The 17,151-nt window shown below is 72.2% G+C and carries 22 protein-coding genes; 7 read left to right on the forward strand and 15 right to left on the reverse strand.

Translation table 11 applies throughout. The features are described from left to right. From ACZ518_RS23505 to ACZ518_RS23545, 9 genes are all read right to left on the reverse strand, one after another. A complete protein-coding gene (locus ACZ518_RS23505; RefSeq protein ID WP_469114967.1) occupies window positions 1–432 on the reverse strand; it encodes a VOC family protein in 432 nt (143 codons plus the stop codon). Beyond that, entirely contained in the window at window positions 432–1,043 is a 612-nt protein-coding gene (locus ACZ518_RS23510) for a DJ-1/PfpI family protein (RefSeq protein WP_469114968.1), read from the reverse strand. Before ACZ518_RS23510 ends, ACZ518_RS23505 begins: the two co-directional genes overlap by 1 nt. Beyond that, window positions 1,036–2,640: a GMC family oxidoreductase gene (locus tag ACZ518_RS23515; RefSeq protein ID WP_469114969.1), complete on the reverse strand. Its 1,605-nt coding sequence runs from the start codon at window positions 2,638–2,640 to the stop codon at window positions 1,036–1,038. The genes ACZ518_RS23510 and ACZ518_RS23515 overlap by 8 nt, the downstream gene beginning before the upstream one ends. Before the next feature lie 13 nt (window positions 2,641–2,653). Beyond that, window positions 2,654–3,049: a nuclear transport factor 2 family protein gene (locus ACZ518_RS23520; protein WP_469114970.1), complete on the reverse strand. Its 396-nt coding sequence runs from the start codon at window positions 3,047–3,049 to the stop codon at window positions 2,654–2,656. A 4-nt stretch (window positions 3,050–3,053) separates the two neighbouring features. Next, window positions 3,054–3,509, reverse strand: coding sequence for a nuclear transport factor 2 family protein (locus tag ACZ518_RS23525; protein WP_469114971.1), 456 nt, complete (start codon window positions 3,507–3,509; stop codon window positions 3,054–3,056). A 13-nt stretch (window positions 3,510–3,522) separates the two neighbouring features. Beyond that, on the reverse strand, window positions 3,523–3,954 hold the full coding sequence (locus ACZ518_RS23530) for a nuclear transport factor 2 family protein (RefSeq protein WP_125595779.1): 432 nt from the start codon (window positions 3,952–3,954) through the stop codon (window positions 3,523–3,525). 66 nt (window positions 3,955–4,020) lie between these two features. Then, a complete protein-coding gene (locus ACZ518_RS23535) occupies window positions 4,021–5,664 on the reverse strand; it encodes a thiamine pyrophosphate-binding protein (protein ID WP_469114972.1) in 1,644 nt (547 codons plus the stop codon). Between the two features lie 19 nt (window positions 5,665–5,683). Beyond that, window positions 5,684–6,508, reverse strand: a complete 825-nt coding sequence (locus ACZ518_RS23540) for a type 1 glutamine amidotransferase domain-containing protein (RefSeq protein ID WP_469114973.1) — start codon at window positions 6,506–6,508, stop codon at window positions 5,684–5,686. 123 nt (window positions 6,509–6,631) lie between these two features. Continuing rightward, window positions 6,632–6,808, reverse strand: coding sequence for a hypothetical protein (locus tag ACZ518_RS23545; protein WP_469115145.1), 177 nt, complete (start codon window positions 6,806–6,808; stop codon window positions 6,632–6,634). On the opposite strand from ACZ518_RS23545, the gene ACZ518_RS23550 reads away from it, so the two are divergent. The 6 genes from ACZ518_RS23550 (at window position 6,792) to ACZ518_RS23575 (ending at window position 11,150) form a co-directional block, all read left to right on the forward strand. Beyond that, entirely contained in the window at window positions 6,792–7,058 is a 267-nt protein-coding gene (locus ACZ518_RS23550) for a UBP-type zinc finger domain-containing protein (RefSeq protein WP_469115138.1), read from the forward strand. The genes ACZ518_RS23545 and ACZ518_RS23550 overlap by 17 nt on opposite strands. Before the next feature lie 119 nt (window positions 7,059–7,177). Next, the gene (locus ACZ518_RS23555; protein ID WP_469115139.1) at window positions 7,178–8,821 is read left to right on the forward strand and encodes an FAD-dependent oxidoreductase; all 1,644 of its coding nucleotides are present in this window, start codon (window positions 7,178–7,180) and stop codon (window positions 8,819–8,821) included. A gap of 55 nt (window positions 8,822–8,876) precedes the next feature. After that, window positions 8,877–9,368 carry a hypothetical protein gene (locus ACZ518_RS23560; RefSeq protein ID WP_469114974.1) on the forward strand — a complete coding sequence of 164 codons (492 nt, stop codon included), beginning with the start codon at window positions 8,877–8,879 and terminating at the stop codon, window positions 9,366–9,368. Window positions 9,369–9,445: 77 nt separating this feature from the next. After that, a complete protein-coding gene (locus ACZ518_RS23565) occupies window positions 9,446–9,775 on the forward strand; it encodes a putative quinol monooxygenase (protein WP_042800626.1) in 330 nt (109 codons plus the stop codon). After that, window positions 9,772–10,251: a group II truncated hemoglobin gene (locus ACZ518_RS23570; RefSeq protein ID WP_469114975.1), complete on the forward strand. Its 480-nt coding sequence runs from the start codon at window positions 9,772–9,774 to the stop codon at window positions 10,249–10,251. The genes ACZ518_RS23565 and ACZ518_RS23570 overlap by 4 nt, the downstream gene beginning before the upstream one ends. 188 nt (window positions 10,252–10,439) lie before the next feature. Then, window positions 10,440–11,150: a DUF4232 domain-containing protein gene (locus ACZ518_RS23575; protein ID WP_469114976.1), complete on the forward strand. Its 711-nt coding sequence runs from the start codon at window positions 10,440–10,442 to the stop codon at window positions 11,148–11,150. A gap of 32 nt (window positions 11,151–11,182) precedes the next feature. Here ACZ518_RS23575 and ACZ518_RS23580 read toward each other — a convergent pair whose 3' ends face one another. From ACZ518_RS23580 to rpe, 5 genes are all read right to left on the reverse strand, one after another. Then, a complete protein-coding gene (locus ACZ518_RS23580; protein ID WP_469114977.1) occupies window positions 11,183–11,554 on the reverse strand; it encodes a barstar family protein in 372 nt (123 codons plus the stop codon). Further along, window positions 11,551–11,991 (reverse strand): guanyl-specific ribonuclease, encoded by a 441-nt coding sequence (locus tag ACZ518_RS23585; RefSeq protein WP_469114978.1) that lies wholly within the window; start codon window positions 11,989–11,991, stop codon window positions 11,551–11,553. Before ACZ518_RS23585 ends, ACZ518_RS23580 begins: the two co-directional genes overlap by 4 nt. Before the next feature lie 49 nt (window positions 11,992–12,040). Further along, window positions 12,041–12,259 carry a hypothetical protein gene (locus ACZ518_RS23590; protein WP_469114979.1) on the reverse strand — a complete coding sequence of 73 codons (219 nt, stop codon included), beginning with the start codon at window positions 12,257–12,259 and terminating at the stop codon, window positions 12,041–12,043. Window positions 12,260–12,386: 127 nt separating this feature from the next. Then, window positions 12,387–13,400 carry a sugar-binding transcriptional regulator gene (locus ACZ518_RS23595; protein WP_042800630.1) on the reverse strand — a complete coding sequence of 338 codons (1,014 nt, stop codon included), beginning with the start codon at window positions 13,398–13,400 and terminating at the stop codon, window positions 12,387–12,389. Between the two features lie 138 nt (window positions 13,401–13,538). Continuing rightward, entirely contained in the window at window positions 13,539–14,225 is a 687-nt protein-coding gene (rpe, locus tag ACZ518_RS23600) for a ribulose-phosphate 3-epimerase (RefSeq protein ID WP_469114980.1), read from the reverse strand. A 134-nt stretch (window positions 14,226–14,359) separates the two neighbouring features. On the opposite strand from rpe, the gene ACZ518_RS23605 reads away from it, so the two are divergent. After that, window positions 14,360–15,610, forward strand: coding sequence for an MFS transporter (locus tag ACZ518_RS23605; RefSeq protein WP_469114981.1), 1,251 nt, complete (start codon window positions 14,360–14,362; stop codon window positions 15,608–15,610). 54 nt (window positions 15,611–15,664) lie between these two features. On the opposite strand, the gene ACZ518_RS23610 is transcribed toward ACZ518_RS23605, so the two are convergent. Continuing rightward, window positions 15,665–17,131, reverse strand: a complete 1,467-nt coding sequence (locus ACZ518_RS23610) for an RsmB/NOP family class I SAM-dependent RNA methyltransferase (RefSeq protein ID WP_469114982.1) — start codon at window positions 17,129–17,131, stop codon at window positions 15,665–15,667. Window positions 17,132–17,151: the final 20 nt, after the last annotated feature.

A 17,151-nucleotide genomic window follows, 5' to 3' on the forward strand; every position in this document is an offset into this window, starting at 1 on the left:
TCATGCACCGTCCTTGTCGTGTGAGCGGTCGTCCTCGTACCCCTGGCTGACCTCGACGATCACCCCGTCGGGATCGCGCACCCAGACGGTCCGCCAGCCGCAGATGAAGTCGTCGAAGTCGAGCGGGCCCAGGGTCACCTCGGCCGCGTCGCCGAGTTCCGCGAGGAACGCGTCGACGCTGTCGGTCTGGAAGGCCAGGTGGCGTATCCGGCCGGGGGCCGGCGGGCCGTCTTCGTGCGCGGTGCGGGCCGGCTCGGCCGCCGCCGCGAAGAGCTCCAGGTACGCGTCCCCCTTGCGCAGGAAGACGATCTGCGTGCCGCCGAGGTCGACGACCCGGGCCCGGGCGAAGCCGAAGTACCGGGTGTAGAACTCCTCGGTGGTCTTCTGGTCGGCGCAGTTGAGGCCCACGTGCGACCAGGCCATCGCGCCCATCAGGCGCTCCCCCGGCCCCGGCCCGCCGCGACCAGTTCGATGATCCGGCGGGCGAAGAGGTGGTGGTGGGCGCCGGTGCGGCCGGTGACCAGGTCCCCGTCCACCACCACGTCCTCGTCGACGTACTGGGCGCCCATGTTGCGGACGTCCCCGATGAGGTTGTTGTGGCAGACCACCTTGCGTCCGCGCACCTTGTCCGGGATGGAGGAGGCCAGCCACATGCCGTGGCAGATGATCCCCTTGAGCACGGCCGGCTCCTCGAAGGCCCGGCGCAGCAGTTCGGTCGCCGGGGCGAGGACGTCCACGTCCTCGGTGTAGCGCAGCCGGTCGGCCACCATCCCGGAGGGCACGATGACCGCCGCGTAGCGGCGCAGCTCCTCGTCGTCCAGCCCCTCCAGGGACTTGGCCGCGGTGAAGGGCGCCCGGTACTCGTGCCCGGTGAAGGTGATGGAGTCGTTGCCCCACAGCCGGGTCAGGAAGTCGACCTCGGCGCCCTCCTCGGCGAACCGGCGCTGGTAGTAGAAGATCTCCGGTTCGTAGAAGTCGCTCTCGACCAGGACGGCGATCCTGGTCCCGGTCAGCGCCCCCTCGCGCAGGACCACGTCAGGCACGGGAGATCCCCCTCAGGAAGTCCGCCGCGCGCTCGGCGATCATCGCGATGGCGGTGTGGCAGTTGCCCGACGGGACGGCGGGCATCACGCTGGCGTCGACGACGCGCAGGTTCCGTACGCCGTGCACCCGCAGTTCGGGGTCGACGACCGCGAGGTCGTCGACGCCCATGCGGCAGGAGCCGGCCTGGTGGTGGTAGCTCTCCGACTTCTGCCGTACGAAGGTCCGCAGCTCCTCGTCGGAGGCGAAGCCGGGGCCGGGCTGGAGCTCCTGCTTGTACCAGGGCGAGAAGGCGGAGGTCGCGAAGAGCTCCCGGGCGAGTTTGACGCCCTGCACCATCCGTTCCAGGTCCCACCGGTCGCCCAGGTAGTTCGGGTTGATCAGCGGGTGGGCCAGCGGATCGGCGCTCGCGAGCCTGATCCAGCCGCGCGAGACCGGGCGTACGACGCCGGGCAGGATGGAGACGGTGTTCGGGTGGTCCCTGCCGATGATCACGTCGAACGGGACGTGGACGAAGGCGATCTGGAGGTCCGGGGCGGGCAGTCCGGGCCGGGAGGACAGGAACAGTGCGCTCTCCGACAGGTTCTGCGCCGGCGGCGGGAGTTCCTGGGTGACCTCGGCCATCAGCCCGGTCAGGACGTGGTTGTGGAAGTTCTCCCCGACCCCGGGCAGGGCCGCGGTGACCGCGATGCCGTGTTCGCGCAGCCGCTCGGGGTGCCCGATGCCGGAGAGCAGCAGCAGCTTCGGGGACTCGATGGCCCCGGCCGCGACGATCACCTCGCGCCGGGCCCGTACGGTGTGCGTTCCGGGAGCCGCGGTGGAGCTGTGGCCGTCGCGTACCGTGCGGCCCGGGACGTCGGCGGGGGGCTGGAGCTGGGCGTACTCGACGCCCGTGCAGGTGTCGCCCTCGAAGAGCAGCCGGGTGGACTGGGCGCTGGTGCGCAGGGTCAGGTTCGGGCGGACGAGCGCGGGCTCCAGGTAGGCGGCCAGGGTGCCCTGGCGGCGGCCGTCGGCGACGTCGATGTGGTGCCAGCCGGTGCCGAAGAGGCCGCGCCGGGGGCCGTCGGTGTTGAAGTCGGCGATCTCCTGGTGGCCCAGCTCGACGGCGGCGTCGATGAAGGCGCGGGAGACGGGGTTGGGGCCGTGCCGTCCGGCGTTGGTGATCCGCTGCGGTCCGGTCGTGCCGGTGGTGGCGGCGGTGGCGTCCTCCTGGCCCTCCAGCAGGGCGAAGTACGGCAGGACGTCCTCGTACGCCCAGCCGGCCGCGCCCTGGTAGGCCCAGTTGTCGAAGTCCGAGGCGTGGCCCCGGATGTGCATCATGATGTACAGGTTGCTGCTGCCGCCGGGGGCCTTGCCGCGCGGTTCGTACGTACGGCGGCCGCCGAGGCCCGGCTGCGGGACGCTGGTGTAGCCCCAGTCGACGGGCCCGCCGAGCAGCTTGTACCAGGAGGACGGGTCGTCCACCTCGGGCGGGATGCGGGGGCCGCCGGCCTCCAGGACCAGGACGGAGACGTCCGGGTCCGCGGAGAGGCGGTTCGCGAGGACGCTGCCGGCGGTGCCGGAGCCGACGATCACGTAGTCGTACTGTTCCGTGGCCACGAGTCCGGTCCCCTCAGTCCTGGCCCAGCACCTGGAAGGGAACGGTGTCGTGGTAGTTCGCCATGTAGGCGATCCGTCCGTCCACGATCTCGAAGAAGTTCATCACCTCGGCCTCGATGGCCTCGCCGGAGGCGCTGACGGCGCTGAGGTGGGATACGGCCGCGGCCTTGGTCCCGTCGACCAGGAAGTGCACGGGCTCGTTGCGGAAGACCCGGTACATGGTCCCCATGCCCTTCATCATCGAGCGCAGGGTCTCCAGGCCCTCGATGTGTCCGGCGAGCTGCTCGTCCATGACCTGGTCCTCGGCGAACAGGTCGCACCAGCGGTCCCAGTCCCCGGCGTTGGCGTACTCGTAATACTTCCGAAGGACTTCGGTCATGCTCTCTCGGGCGTCCATCGCGTCTCTCATCCCCCTATCGGTCCCTGCGGGTGCCGTCCGGCGCGAACGGTGCCCAGAACTGGCTGAAGGCGGCCGCCGTGTCCCCGAAGAGCCCGTCGCGCCCCTCGGTGACCCGGCCGTCCCGCCACCGCATGAAGTGGAAGACCTGGTAGTCCATCCGCTCGTACGGGGAGCCGCTCGCCGGGTCCGCGCCGTCGCGCAGCGCGGTGTTGCGGCACACGTCGGCACTGCAGTCCTCCCCGACGAGGACCGCCTCCAGGTCCATCCGGAAGGTGCCGCCGGTGAGCTTGTGGGTCTGGCCCATCAGTTCCAGGAAGGCGTCCAGGCCCTCGTACCAGCCGGCGAGCGGGTGGTTGCCCGGCACCAGCCAGCGCAGGTCCTCCGAGTAGTACTCCAGGATCCGGGCGCGGTCGCCGGAGCCCAGCGCCCGGTAGGCGGCCTCGACCCGCTCGCGTGTCACTCCGGTCATCGCCGCCGCCCCCTCAGAGCGAGCCCGAACCGGGCATCGGCGCCAGTTCGTTGACGGTGTACTGCTTGATCAGCGGTCCGTCGTCGCCGGCCACGAGCGTCCAGGTCTGGTCGGCGTCGAAGCCCAGCCACTGGCTGCGGGCGGCCGGCGGGTCCCAGATCTTGGCCTGCCAGTTGACGAGGACCCGGACGATGGCGCGGTCTCCCTCGATGACCGGCTCCACCTTGGTGACCGTGTGCACCTCGTCGAAGAACCGGTGGGTGACGGCGTCGTACCAGCGGCCGAAGCCCTGGTGCCCGAGGAAGGTGTCCTCGGGGACCTTGAACTCCAGGTCCTCGGTGATGAGGGCGAGGACCTGCTCCAGCGGGAGGTGCCGGTCCAGGGCCACGTACCAGTTCTCGGCGAAGGCGCGGATCGCGTCCTCGGTCAGCCGCTCGGCGGGCATGCGGTCTCCTCCTGTCCGTCGGTGTGTCGCGTGGTGTGCCCCGGCCGGGCCGGGGGCGGGCACTGTTCAGACCTGGACGTCGACCAGGTACGGGCCGGGGTGGGCCAGCATCCGGGTGACGGCGGCCGCGGCCTCGTCGGGCTTCTCCACCCGGGTTCCCCCGGCGCCCAGCGCCCGGGCCAGGCCGGCGAAGTCGATCTCGGGGCGGGAGAGGTCGAAGGAGCCCGGGAAGGGGTGCTCCGCGATGTCCCGCTCCCGCCAGTACTGGGCGATGTTGTCGTCGAGCAGCCGGTACTTGCGGTTGTTGCAGACCACGAACTTCGCGGCGATGCCGTGCCGGACCGCCGTCCACAGCGCCTGGTAGGTGTACATCGCCCCGCCGTCGCCCGCGAAGCCGACGACGAGCCGGTCCGGGTGGGCGAGCTTGGCGCCGACCGCCCCCGGGAAGCCGACGCCGAGCGAGCCGCCGCGGGTGAGGTGGTAGTCGCCCGGCCGCTCGGGCGGCAGGTGGCGGGTGACCAGCGGGGAGGTGGTGAGCGCCTCGTCGAAGACGATCAGGTCCCCGCCGGTGCGTTCGGCGAGCGTCCGCAGGAAGACGGCCATCGGCGTGTCGTCGTCCGTCCGCTCCAGGGCGGCCCGGGCCCGCTCGCGGGTCCGTACGTCCAGCCGCGCGGCCGCAGCCGCCCGCCGGGCCGGGGTCAGCCGCTGTTCCAGTACGCCGGCCAGCGCGCGCAGCGCGTGCCGCGGGTCGGCGGCCAGGCCCAGGTCCACGGGGTGGTTCTTGGCGATCTCGTAGGCGTTGAGGTCGATGTGCACGACCTTGGCGCCGGGCCGGAAGGGGTTCTCCAGTTCGGGGAACACCTCGGGGAAGACGTAGGTGCCGACGATCAGCACCCCGTCCGCCCGGCCGACCAGCTCCTTGCTGTGCGGGCCGAACATGTGGCCCGTCTGGCCGCGGCGCAGCGGGTGCGAGGCGGCGATGTTCACCTCGGACGAGTCGACCTCGTACACGTCGGCGCCCAGCAGCTCGGCGACGGCGGCGAGTTCGGCCTGCGCTCCGGAGAGCGCGACCCCGTCCCCGACGAGGACCACCGGGTGCTCGGCGCCGGCGAGCAGCTCGGCCGCCCGTCCGACGGAGGCCGGGGAGGGCGCCACGTCGGTGAGCGGCACCGTGGCGGGCAGCACGGGCTCGGAGTTGAGCTCGTCCAGCACGTCCATCGGCAGGGCCACGAACACCGGGCCGCGCGGCGGGGTCAGGGCGATCTTGACGGCCCGCCGGACGGTGCGGAGCACGGACCGGGGGTCGGTGACCCGGGTCGCGTACTTGGTGACGGGCTTGGCCATGGCCACCAGGTCGCAGGCCATCTGGGCGTCCATGGCGTCGTAGCGGACCCCGGCGTCGCCGGCGACCACCACGAGCGGGGTGTGGCCGCGCAGCGACTGGTAGAGCATGCCGATGCCGTTGCCCAGGCCCACACCGGAGTGCAGCTGGAGCAGGGCCGCGCCGCCGGTGGCGCGGGCATAGCCGTCGGCGATGCCCGCGGCCACGGTCTCCTGGAGTGCGAGGACGTACTGGAAGTCCGCCGCCGCGTCCACCGCGTCGAGGAATCCCTGTTCCACCGTTCCCGGATTTCCGAACATGACGTTCAGGCCGTCGGCCTTGAACTGTTCGATGAGCCTTTCCCGTCCGGGAGTGGCTTCGGTATTCATCGGACTCCCCCTTTTTCCCCTACCACCCGTAGCGGGTGAGACCGTCCTCCAGGACTTCCACGATCTTCTGCCCCGTGAGGTACGAATCGGGGGTGGAGCGGCCGGTCACGAAGGGATAGTCGACTATCACCGAAAGGGGGTGGCCGAAATTCCCGTGATAGGCGCCGCGCGGGCCGGTCGCATCGCGCAGGATGTACTCCAGCGGATACGGGGGCGGGCCCATGTTGAAGTCGGTGCCGAGGAATCCGGTGCCGTCCTTGTAGTCGTACTCCTTGCAGTGGCCGGTGACGTGCTTGCCCCAGATGATGCTCTTGCGGTCGTCCCAGTCCCGGGCGAAGGCCAGGCAGGCGACGCCGTAGCACTCGGCGGCGACGACCTTGCCGGCCTTCTTGAAGGCCAGGATCAGGGCGTGCACCCGCTCGTTGTTGGCGAGGTCGGCGATCGGGCCGCTGCCGCCGACGATGAGGATCGCGTCGTACTCCGCGATGTCGGCGTCGATCTTGTCCAGATCCCGGTGGTACTGCTCCAGCTTGCGCAGGTATCCCCCGTCGCTCGTGTACGGGCGTTCGGGGACCCACGCCTCGATGTCGAGCGGTGAGTCGAGCCGGTTCGACTGCTCGAACTCGCGGCCCAGCCGGGCGTTCTCCTCGGTGGTCACCGAGCGGCCCAGCGGGGGGTCCACGTAGTTCGCGTCGAGGCTCGGCGGAAGTGCGTGCGCTCGCTTTCCGGTCGGCGTGGCGAATACGATCTCGTAGCCCCGCTCGTCGAACTTGGAAACGGGACCGATCAGTTCCTCGGACCAGTAGCCGTGTTCGGAGACAATGACCAGAATCTTTCTGCTCACAGATTCCTCCAGGCGCCGCCTGTTGTCGTTTGCGTCCCCCACACTGCGTGCGCCCGGGGCCCTCGTCAAAGAGCGTGAATGCGACTTCGTGAGGTAGCGGGCAAGGTAGTGGCACCACCTCACCTAGTCGCCCGCCGAGGTCAGGAAGTACCCGCCGGACTTCCTGACCTCGGCCGGATCGGTGAACCGTTCCGGGGTCCCCGATTTATGGTCTGGACGCGCCGTGATGGACGGGCGCGACGGGGCGTACGAATGCGCGAGGAGAGGGACGGGGACGATGACGATGGAGTTGTTGTGCACACACATCGACCGGATACGTCCGGTGAAGCCATCCGCGGAGGGCTGTGAGGAGTGCCTCCGGCTGGGTGACGGCTGGGTGCACCTGCGGATGTGCCTGAGCTGCGGACACGTCGGATGCTGCGACTCGTCGAAGAACCGCCACGCCACCCGGCACTACCGGGCGACCGCCCACCCGATCGCGGCCTCGCACGAGCCCGGCGAGGACTGGGCCTGGTGCTACGCCGACCAGCTGATGCTGGACCCGGCGTGAGCGCGGCCCCGGAGGGCGCGGCCGCCCCCGCCACGACCCCGGCCGTCACGGCGCAGACGACCGCCGCGGCCACCGCCGCCGGCACTGCCGAGCGCGCCGAGAGCCGCAAGCCCGTCATCCTGGCCGTGGACGACGACCCGCAGGTGCTGCGGGCCGTCCGCCGTGACCTGCGCAGCGCCTACGGCGACCGCTACCGGGTGCTCGGCGCCTCCTCGGCCGCCGACGCGCTGAAGATCCTGGACTCCCTCGACGAGCGCGGCCACGACCCCGCGCTGTTCCTCGTCGACCAGCGGATGCCCGACGTCACCGGGGTGGAGTTCCTGCTGGAGGCCGTCAGCCGCTTCCCGGACGCCCGCCGGGTCCTGCTGACGGCGTACGCGGAGACGGACGCGGCCATCACCGCCATCAACCGGGTGCGGCTGGACTACTACCTGCTCAAGCCCTGGGACCCGCCGCACGAGCGGCTCTTCCCGGTGCTGGACGACCTGCTCTCCGACTGGCTGGCCACCTACCGGCCGGCCTACGACGGGATCATCGTCGCGGGCCACCTGGTCTCCCCCGGCACCCACGCCGTGCGGGACTTCTTCACCCGCAACGGGCAGCCGTTCCGGTTCCTGAACGTCGAGCGGGACCCCGAGGCCCTGACGGTGATCGCCGCCGCGGCCGCCGACGCGGCGCTCCCGCTGGTCCGCTTCCCGGACGGCTCGGTGCTGGCCGCCCCGACGGACACGGAACTCGCCCAGCGGCTGGGCCTGGCCACCACCGCCTCCCGCCCGCACTACGAGTGCGTCATCGTCGGCGCCGGCCCGGCGGGACTCGCCGCCGGGGTGTACTCGGCCTCCGAGGGCCTGTCCACGCTGATGCTGGACTCCCGCGCGCCCGGCGGCCAGGCCGGCACCTCCAGCCTGATCGAGAACTACCTGGGCTTCCCCTCGGGCCTCTCCGGCGGGGACCTGACCCGCCGGGCCACCATCCAGGCCTCCCGGTTCGGTGCCGAGATCCTGCACCCGGTCGAGGTGGTCTCCCTGACCCGCGACGACCCGGCGAAGATCCTGACCCTGGCCGACGGGACGGAGATCAGCGCGGAGACGGTGCTGCTGGCGACCGGGGTCTCGTACAACCGGCTCGACGCGCCGGGCGCGGACCGCTTCGAGGGCGCCGGGCTGTACTACGGCGCGGCGACCACGGAGAGCTCGGCCTGCATCTCCCAGCACGTGTTCATCGTGGGCGGCGCCAACTCGGCCGGGCAGGCGGCGGTCCACTTCGCCAAGTACGCGGCCCGGGTGACGATCCTGGTGCGCGCGGCCTCCCTGGACGCCAGCATGTCCCGCTACCTGATCGACGAGATCGACCGCACGCCCAACATCGAGGTGAAGGTCCGCACCACCGTCACCGCCCTGCACGGCGGGGAGCACCTGGAGCGGATCACCCTGCACGACGCCGACACGGGCGGGGACCGCGAGGTCCCGGCGCGGTTCATGTTCACCTTCATCGGCGCCCGCCCGCACACGGACTGGCTGGCCGGGGTGGTGGAGCGCGACGAGTACGGCTTCGTCCTCACGGGCTCCGACCTGATCGCCAACGGCGGTGAGCTCCCTGCGGAATGGAGCCTGGAGCGCGCCCCGTACCCGCTGGAGACCAGCGTCCCCGGCGTCTTCGCGGCGGGCGACGTGCGCGCCCACTCGGTCAAGCGGGTCGCCTCGGGCGTGGGCGAGGGCGCGATGGCGGTCTCCCTGATCCACCGCTACCGGTCGATGGGCTGAGAGCGAACGGGAGAACCCTTGCGATCAAGAGGAGAGCGGATGCAACGTTGATTACATGATTACAGCCGAACAGAGCGAGAAGCTCCGTGCGTGGTTCGCCGAGCGCCTGCCGGTGGACGTCTACGAGTCACTCGTCTCGGTCACCGTCGACCGGGAGGAGATCACCGTCGTCGGCAAGGTCCCGGCGTCCGAGTCGGTCAAGGAGTTCCGCGAGCGCACCCGCGAGCAGCGGATGGAGGTGGCCCGCGAGGCGGAGGAGCTCTACCGCCGCAAGGTCGCCTGGGGCGTACGGTCGGGCGAGGAGACGGTCCTCTTCACCCACCTCGCCGTCCCCGTCATGACCCGGCTGCGCCAGTCCGAGCGCCAGGTGCTCGACACCCTGGTCGCCGGCGGCGTGGCGCGCAGCCGGGCGGACGCCCTGGCCTGGTGCGTACGCCTCGTCGGGGACAACGCCGACTCCTGGCTCGCCGAGCTGCGGGACTCCCTCGACAAGGTGCGGCAGGTGCGCGCCCAGGGCCCGGACCTCCAGAAGTCTGGGTCCGAGTGACGGAAAACCTGTCCGGGTACGCATGATCCCGGAAAGGTAGCCGGGACGACCTGACCCCAGGGAGAGGCACGCAATCCATGACCACCACCGTCGAGTACATCCGCTACCGGATCGCCTCGCAGGACCAGCAGGCGTTCGAGGACGCGTACGCGAGGGCCGCCGAGGCCCTGGCCGCGTCGCCCGAGTGCATCGACTACGAGCTGGCCCACAACACGGACGACACCGAGCGGTACATCCTCCGCATCCGCTGGACCTCGGTGGACGCCCACCTCAACGGCTTCCGCAAGGGTGAGCACTTCCCGGCGTTCTTCAGCGCGATCCGCCCGTACGTGACGAACATCGAAGAGATGCAGCACTACTCCGTCACCGGTGTGGTGGGTCCGGGAAAGGCCGCCGGACAGTCATGAGCACGACTCCCACGATCTACGAGTGGATGGGCGGGGCACAGGCCCTGAAGAAGCTCACCGACGCCTTCTACGCCCATGCGCTGCGCGACGAGATCCTGGCCCCCGTCTTCGCGGGAATGGACTCGGAACACCCCCAGCACGTCGCGGTCTGGCTGGCGGAGGTCTTCGGTGGCCCCGCCGACTACTCGGCGCACCACGGCGGCCACCAGCACATGGCCACCAAGCACCTGGGGCGCGGCATCACCGAGCGGCAGCGCCGCCGCTGGGTGGACCTGCTGCTGGACACGGCCGACGAGGTCGGCCTGCCGACGGACCCGGAGTTCCGGGCGGTGTTCGTCTACTACATCGAGTGGGGCACCCGGATGGCCCTGATCTACTCGGGCCCGAACCCGCCGCCGGTGGACGCGGCGAAGATCCCGGTCTGGTCCTGGGGCCAGACCCCGCCCTGGCAGCCGCAGGCGGCGAAGGCGGAGTGACACCCGGTCGGGGGCCGGTCCGGGCCGGCCCCCGACCGGACGCGCCCATGCCATTTGGACGGAACGGTGACGTCCCGTCATGAGTCGGCAACAGTGCGCCGCCGGAGGGACTCCGGGGATTCCGCGGGGGGCATGACCGGGAGGTCGGCAACACCTCTCGAACCATGCGAAGCACACGGGGGCCCGTCATGAGCACCGCCCGCAACAGATGGCAGACCTACGCCCTGGGAGCGGCGACCGTCGCCGCGCTCCTCACCTCCACCGCCTGTGACTCCGGCAAGGACGACGGCAAGAGCGCCGCCTCCCCCGCCGCCTCCGCCCCTGCCTCCCCCGGCGCGAGCGCCGCCCCGGGCACGAGCCCGTCCGCCTCCGCGAGCACGCCCTCGGGCGGCGAGCCGAGCCCCTCGCCGAGCGCCACCACCGCCCCCACCGCCGGCGGCAAGGCGGCCACCAGGGCCTGCAGCCACGACGACCTCTCGATCACCCCGTCGCTCTGGCGGCAGGACTCCGGCCAGAACCTCCTCATCACGGCCGCCAACATCACCGACAAGCCCTGCACCCTCTACCACTACCCGTACCTCGGTTTCGGCACGGTGATCGAGGGCCCGCTCGCCCCGATGGGCTCCGCGCCGCGGGCGCTCGCCACTCTCGGGCCGAAGGAGAAGGCGTACGCGGGCGTGTACCTCTTCCGCGGGGGCGAGCAGACGGTCGCCGTCACGGCGCTGTCCATGGGCTACCAGGACCGCGCGCCCGGCAGCAACAAGGACTCGGCGTGGCTCGAACAGGGCCTGGCCGCCCGGACCGGCGACCTGAACGTCGGACGCGGCGCCAAGGTGACGTACTGGAACCTCGACCTCGGCGCGGTCGAGGACCAGCTGTTCAGGCCGGGCAAGGGCTAGGACCAGAGCCAGGACCAGGGCCAGGGCCAGGACTAGGCGGACAGCAGTACCGTCAGCGGGGGCGCGGCGTCGCGCTCCCGCTGCTCCCGCCAGAAGTCCGCGGCCCCCTCCAGGACCTCCGTCAGGGTGTCCCAGTCGTCCGGCCGCTCGGCCGCGTAGCCGCGCCACGAGGTGACCGCCAGCAGCCTCCCGGGGGCCTCGGGCAGCCAGGACAGGTCGGCCAGCACGTCGGCCAGCGCGTCCCAGTTCCCGCCGAACCACTCCGGCGCCCGCAGGGCCCGCGCGCACCGCCGCATCAGCGCCGCCTTGCTGCGCACGCCGTCCAGGTCCAGCCGTACGACGCTCCAGCCGGCCTCCTCGGCGGCGGCCAGGGCGGCGGCGAGCGGCTGCGGGTCGAGGGTCATCGGAGAACCGCCTTGAAGGTCGCGTAGTGGTCGTCCGTGTAGTAGAACTCCCCGCCCCCGCCCGTCACGATCCGCCGGGCCCCGCGGTCGCGCTCTCCCGGCGTCCGCACGGTGAACTCGTGGTAGTAGCCGCGCTTCTGCTTGGGCAGGACCTTCTCGAAGTTCCCGAAGACGGTCCCGTCCTGCCGGTACGGGTACGGCCCGCCCTTGTCGATCAGGGCGAGCACCTCCCGCGCCTGCGGGGGCAGCGCGTCCGCCCGTACGGTGGCCATCCCCTTCGCCCACCCGGGAGCGGGCGCGGCGGTGCTCGCGGCGGACGACGGGCGCGCCGGGGCGGCCCCGCCACCGCAGCCCGCCAGGGCAGCGGTCAGCGCGGCGCACAGGAACAGGGCCCCGAGCACGCGTGACAACGACCGGGGCATGTTCCTGAGGATCATGCCCCGATCGTGTCAAATATCCGATTCGGTCGCGAATCGCCCGGCAGTGTCAGAGGACGGACATCTTGCTGTAGGGGCTCAGGATGCGCTTCTGTACGGAACCGAAGTCGACGAGGACGGCTTCTTCCTCGACCCCGACGACACGGCCGAGGCCGTGCTGGTCGTGGCTGACCCGGTCGCCGACGTCGAACCGCCTCACAGGCGGTTCTACGGGCGCCCTGAACGGACTGGACGGCAAATGGCGGCGGGGTACTGCTGACTTGGTCATTGGAATCAGTATGCGCCCGCGAGGCCGCCCCGCGGTCCATTCCGACGGTCTCGATTGCGGCACCATTCACCCCGGACGCCTCCGGAGCACCTCCGCGGGGAGGGCCCGGGGCGCCGGGCGGGGCCGGTCAGTCGTCCGGGTCGGCGCGGTCCAGCGCCGGCCGCAGCCCGGGCTCGGACTCGGTCAGCAGGTAGTCGGCGACCGCCGTGTCCGTCACGAGGCTGGTCACCAGCCCGGAGCGGAGCACCGCGCCGATCGCCGAGGCCTTGCGCAGCCCGCCCGCGATCGCGACGACCTCCGGGATCCGGCGCAGCCGGTCGGCCTCGACGGTGATGCAGCGCTCGCCCAGGTCGCGGCCGACCCGGCGGCCCTCCTTGTCGAAGAGGTGGGCGGACATCTCCGCCGCGACGCCGAGGGAGGCGTAGTGCGCCCGCTCCTCGTCGGTCAGCATGTCGTGGACGGTCGAGATCCCCGGCTCCCAGGAGCCGATGGACACGGCGGCGACGGTGACCTTGTCGAAGTACTCGAAGGCCCGCGCGATGCCGGTCTGGCTGCGCAGCGCGGCCGCGGTCGCCGGGTCCGGGAGCAGCATCGGGGCGTAGATGGGGTGCGCGTCCCCGCCGGAGACCTGCGCGGCCCGGCGTACGGCCTCCACGGAGCCGCGCTCGGCGGTGCCCGCGTCGTACACGCCGGTCAGCTGGACGACGGTGCACGGCGGCAGCCGGTGCAGGGAGGCGGCCATGTGGATGGTCGACCGTCCCCAGGCCAGCCCGAGCACGTCGCCCTCGTTGACCAGTTCGCCGAGCAGGTCGGCCGCGACCGCTCCGAGGTTCTCCGGGTCCGGGGCGTCCTCGCTCGCGTCGGCCGGCGACTCCACCACGACGGCGTGCCGCAGCCCGTACCGGGCGCGGAGCGCGTCGGAGCGCTCCGCGTCCAGTTCCGCCGGTACCCGGATCTCGATGCGGACGAGGTCCCGTTCGAGGGCGGTCTCCAGGACCCGGGCCACCTTGAAGCGGCTCACGCCGAACTCCTCGGCGATCTGGATCTTGGACTTGCCCTCCAGGTAGAAGCGGCGCGCCATGGCCGCCGCCTGAACCAGCTCCGCGGGTCCCATCCGCAGGGCTGACCGTCCCGCCGACATTGCAGACACCGCGCTCTCCTCACTGCTGTTCACACTGTCGTGTTCACACTCTCGACTCGCCGTTCATCCTGTCAGATCCAACGGCCATTGATCAGCCTGGACGGCTTCCGTTCACCGAGCCGTCCCCTGGCGCCCGCTTCAGTGGTCGCAGGCCCACGGAGCGGCGGCGATCGCCGCGCCCGCCTGGTCGCGCAGGGTGCGGACCGCGGCGGCCGGATCGACCGCCCCGTAGATGGCGCTGCCGGCCACGAAGACGTCGGCGCCGGCCTCCGCCACCCGCTCGATCGTGGTGGCCGAGACCCCGCCGTCGACCTGGAGCCAGAGGTCCAGCCCGTGCTTGGCGATCAGCTCCCGGGTACGGCGGACCTTGGGCAGCACGATGTCCAGGAAGGACTGGCCCCCGAAGCCGGGCTCGACCGTCATGATCAGCACCATGTCGAGCTCGGGGAGGATGTCCTCGTACTGCTCGATCGGGGTGCCGGGCTTGAGGGCCATGGCCGCCCGGGCGCCCTTGGCCCGGATCTCCCGCGCGAGGCGCACCGGTGCGGCGGCGGCCTCGGCGTGGAAGGTGACCGATCCGGCCCCGGCCTCCACGTACTGCGGCGCCCAGCGGTCCGGGTCCTCGATCATCAGATGCAGGTCCAGCGGGATGTCCGTGGCCCGGCTGAGGGATTCCACGATCGGCACGCCGAGGGTGAGGTTCGGGACGAAGTGGTTGTCCATGACGTCGACGTGCAGCCAGTCGGCGCCCTCGACGGCCTTCGCCTCCTCGGCGAGACGGGCGAAGTCTGCGGACAGGATGCTGGGATTGATCTGAACGGCCATGCCCCAAGCCTGCCATGCCAGCGGGCACTTCCGGCCACGGCCCCGGAACTCGGGGTTCTCGTAGCGGAGCTTAATTGATCATGGCACGGATACTCGCTTGTCCTTCGCGGTGAACTGCGACCACCGTTACGTACATGACAACTGCCACCCCGACCGGTTCACCCGCCGCTCCCCCGGCCGAAGCCGGCCCCTGGCGCAACCCCGACTTCCGCGCGCTGTTCGGCGCCACGACCCTGAGCCAGTTCGCGGCCAACACCGGCTACATCGCCGTCCCGCTGCTCGCCCTGACCTCCCTCGACGCGAGCCCCGCCCAGGTCGGCGCCCTCGCGGCCCTGTCCACCGCCGCCTTCCTGCTCATCGGCCTCCCGGCCGGCGCCTGGGTGGACCGCATGCGCACCCGCCGGGTCCTGATCGCCGCCGACCTCTCCCGCGCCGTCCTCATCGGCTCCCTGCCGCTCGCCTGGTGGCTGGACCTGCTCACCCTGCCCCAGCTGTACGCCGTCGTCCTCTTGTCCGGCTGCGCCGCCGTGTTCGGGGAGGTCGGCTCCCAGAGCGTGCTGCCGCGGCTCGTCGGCCGGGACGGCCTGGTCCGGGCCAACGCCGCCATGGTGACGCTGACGGCCGTCGCGAACATCGCCGGGCGGGGCGCGGGCGGCGCCCTGATCGCCCTCCTGACGGCCCCCGCGGCCCTCGCCTGCGCCGCCCTCGGCCACCTCGGCTCGGCCCTGCGGATGCTGGGCGTCCGGCCGGTCCCCAAGCCGCCCGCCGCCGCGGAGCGGACCCGGCTGCGCACCCAGGTCGCGGAGGGGCTGAGGCACGTACTGGGCCACCCGGAGCTGCGCGCCCTCGTGCTGAGGGCGAGCATGATCAACCTGGGCGGCGCCGTGATCAACGCCATGCTGCCCGTGCTCTTCGTCAGCGAGCTGGGCCTGTCCGCCACGGCACTCGGCCTGTTCTGGGCCGCCGGCGGGGTGGGACTGCTGTGCGGGGCCCGGCTGGCCCGGCCCTTCGCGGCCCGGGTGGGCTACGGCCGCGCCCTGGCCCTGAGCCTGGCCCCGGCGGCCCTGCTGGTCCCGGCGGCGGACCACGGGCCCTGGCTGTGGGTGGCCGCGGCGGGCTGGATGGTGTCCACGGTGACCGTCGGCTCCGGCAACGTCCTCGGCGTCAGCCTGCGCCAGCAGCTGACCCCGGACCCGCTGCTCGGCCGCATGAACGCCACCTTCCGGTTCATGCTGACCGGGGCCATCGCCCTGGGCTCCGCCGCGTCGGGCCTGCTCGCCGAGGTCATCAGCGTGCGCGCCGCCCTCTGGACCGGCGCGGCGGTCGTGGCGCTCTCCTTCGTACCGACCATGCTGTCGCCGGTCCGCACCCGGATCACCGCGTGACGACGACGGTCCCCACGGCTCCCCGGAGGACTGGACACGCCGCCGGCCGACCCCCTACGCGGTGCGCCGCAGCAGGGCCAGGTACATGGCGTCCGTACCGTGCAGGTGCGGCCACAGCTGGACGTCCGGGCCGTCGCCCAGCGCCGGTACGCCCTCCATGTACGGGCGGGCGTCGACCAGTTCGGCCGCCACCGGGGAGTTGCCCGCACCCCGGCCCTTGAGCACGTCCTCCACGACCACCCGGGTCTCCGCCAGGTGCGGGGAGCAGGTCGCGTACCCCACGACACCGCCCACGCGCACCGCGGACAGGGCCTCGCGCAGCAGCGCCCGCTGGAGCGGCGCGAAGCCCTCCAGGTCCTCCGGGCGACGCCGCCACCGGGCCTCCGGACGGCGCCGCAGCGCCCCGAGGCCCGAGCAGGGGACGTCCATCAGGACCCGGTCGAAGGAGCCCGGCAGCCAGGCCGGGCGGGTGCCGTCGGCCGCGATGACCTGGTACGGGCCCGGGTTCCCGGACAGCGACTTCTCGACCAGGCGCGCCCGGTGCGGCTGCTTCTCCGAGGCCAGCAGGAAGGCCCCGCGCCGCGCCGCCAGCGCGCCCAGCAGCGCCGCCTTGCCGCCCGGGCCCGCGCAGCCGTCCAGCCACCGCTCGTCGCGGCCCTCGACCGGGACCGCCGCCAGGGCCATGGCCACCAGCTGGCTGCCCTCGTCCTGCACACCGGCCCGCCCGTCGCGGACCGCCTCCAGTGCGCCCGGCTCGCCGCCTTCGGCCATCCGGACGGCGTACGGGGACCAGCGCCCCGGCAGCGCCGACTCCTCGCCGAGCGCCTCGACCAGTTCCTCGGGCGTGGACCGGCCGGGACGGGCGACCAGCGTCACCTCGGGCCGCTCGTTGTCGGCCTCCAGCAGGTCCTCGATGCCGGCGCGGCCGCCGCCCAGCGCGTCCCACAGGGCGCTGACCACCCAGCGGGGGTGCGAGTGGTAGACCGCCAGGTGCTCCTCGGCGTCCTCCTCGTACGGCGGCGCGACCCGCTCCAGCCAGCCGTCCAGATCGTGCGCGGCGATCTTGCGCAGCACGGCGTTGACGAACTTCGCCCGCCCGTCGCCGAGCACCACGCGGGCCAGCTCCACGCTGGCGGAGACCGCCGCGTGGGTGGGGATGCGGGTCCCCAGGAGCTGGTGCGCACCGAGCGAGAGCACGTCCAGCACCGGCGGGTCCACCTCGCGCAGCGGCCGGTCCACGCAGGCGGCGATGACCGCGTCGTAGGTGCCCTGCCGGCGCAGCGTCCCGTAGACCAGCTCGGTCGCCAGGGCCGCGTCCCGCGCCTGGAACCGCTCGTCCTGCCGGGCCTTCTTCAGCAGCGGGGGCAGGACCAGGTTCGCGTACGCGTCGCGTTCGTCCACCGCCCGCAGCACCTCGAAGGCCAGCATCCGGACGGGGTCCTTCTGCGGCCGGCGGTAGGGCTTGGCCTGCTTGCCGTTGCCCGTCTTGGGGGCGGGACGACGACGGGGCTGTTCGCTCACGTGAAAGGTGCTCCGGAGTT

This window comes from Streptomyces sp. NPDC033966, from assembly GCF_055575955.1.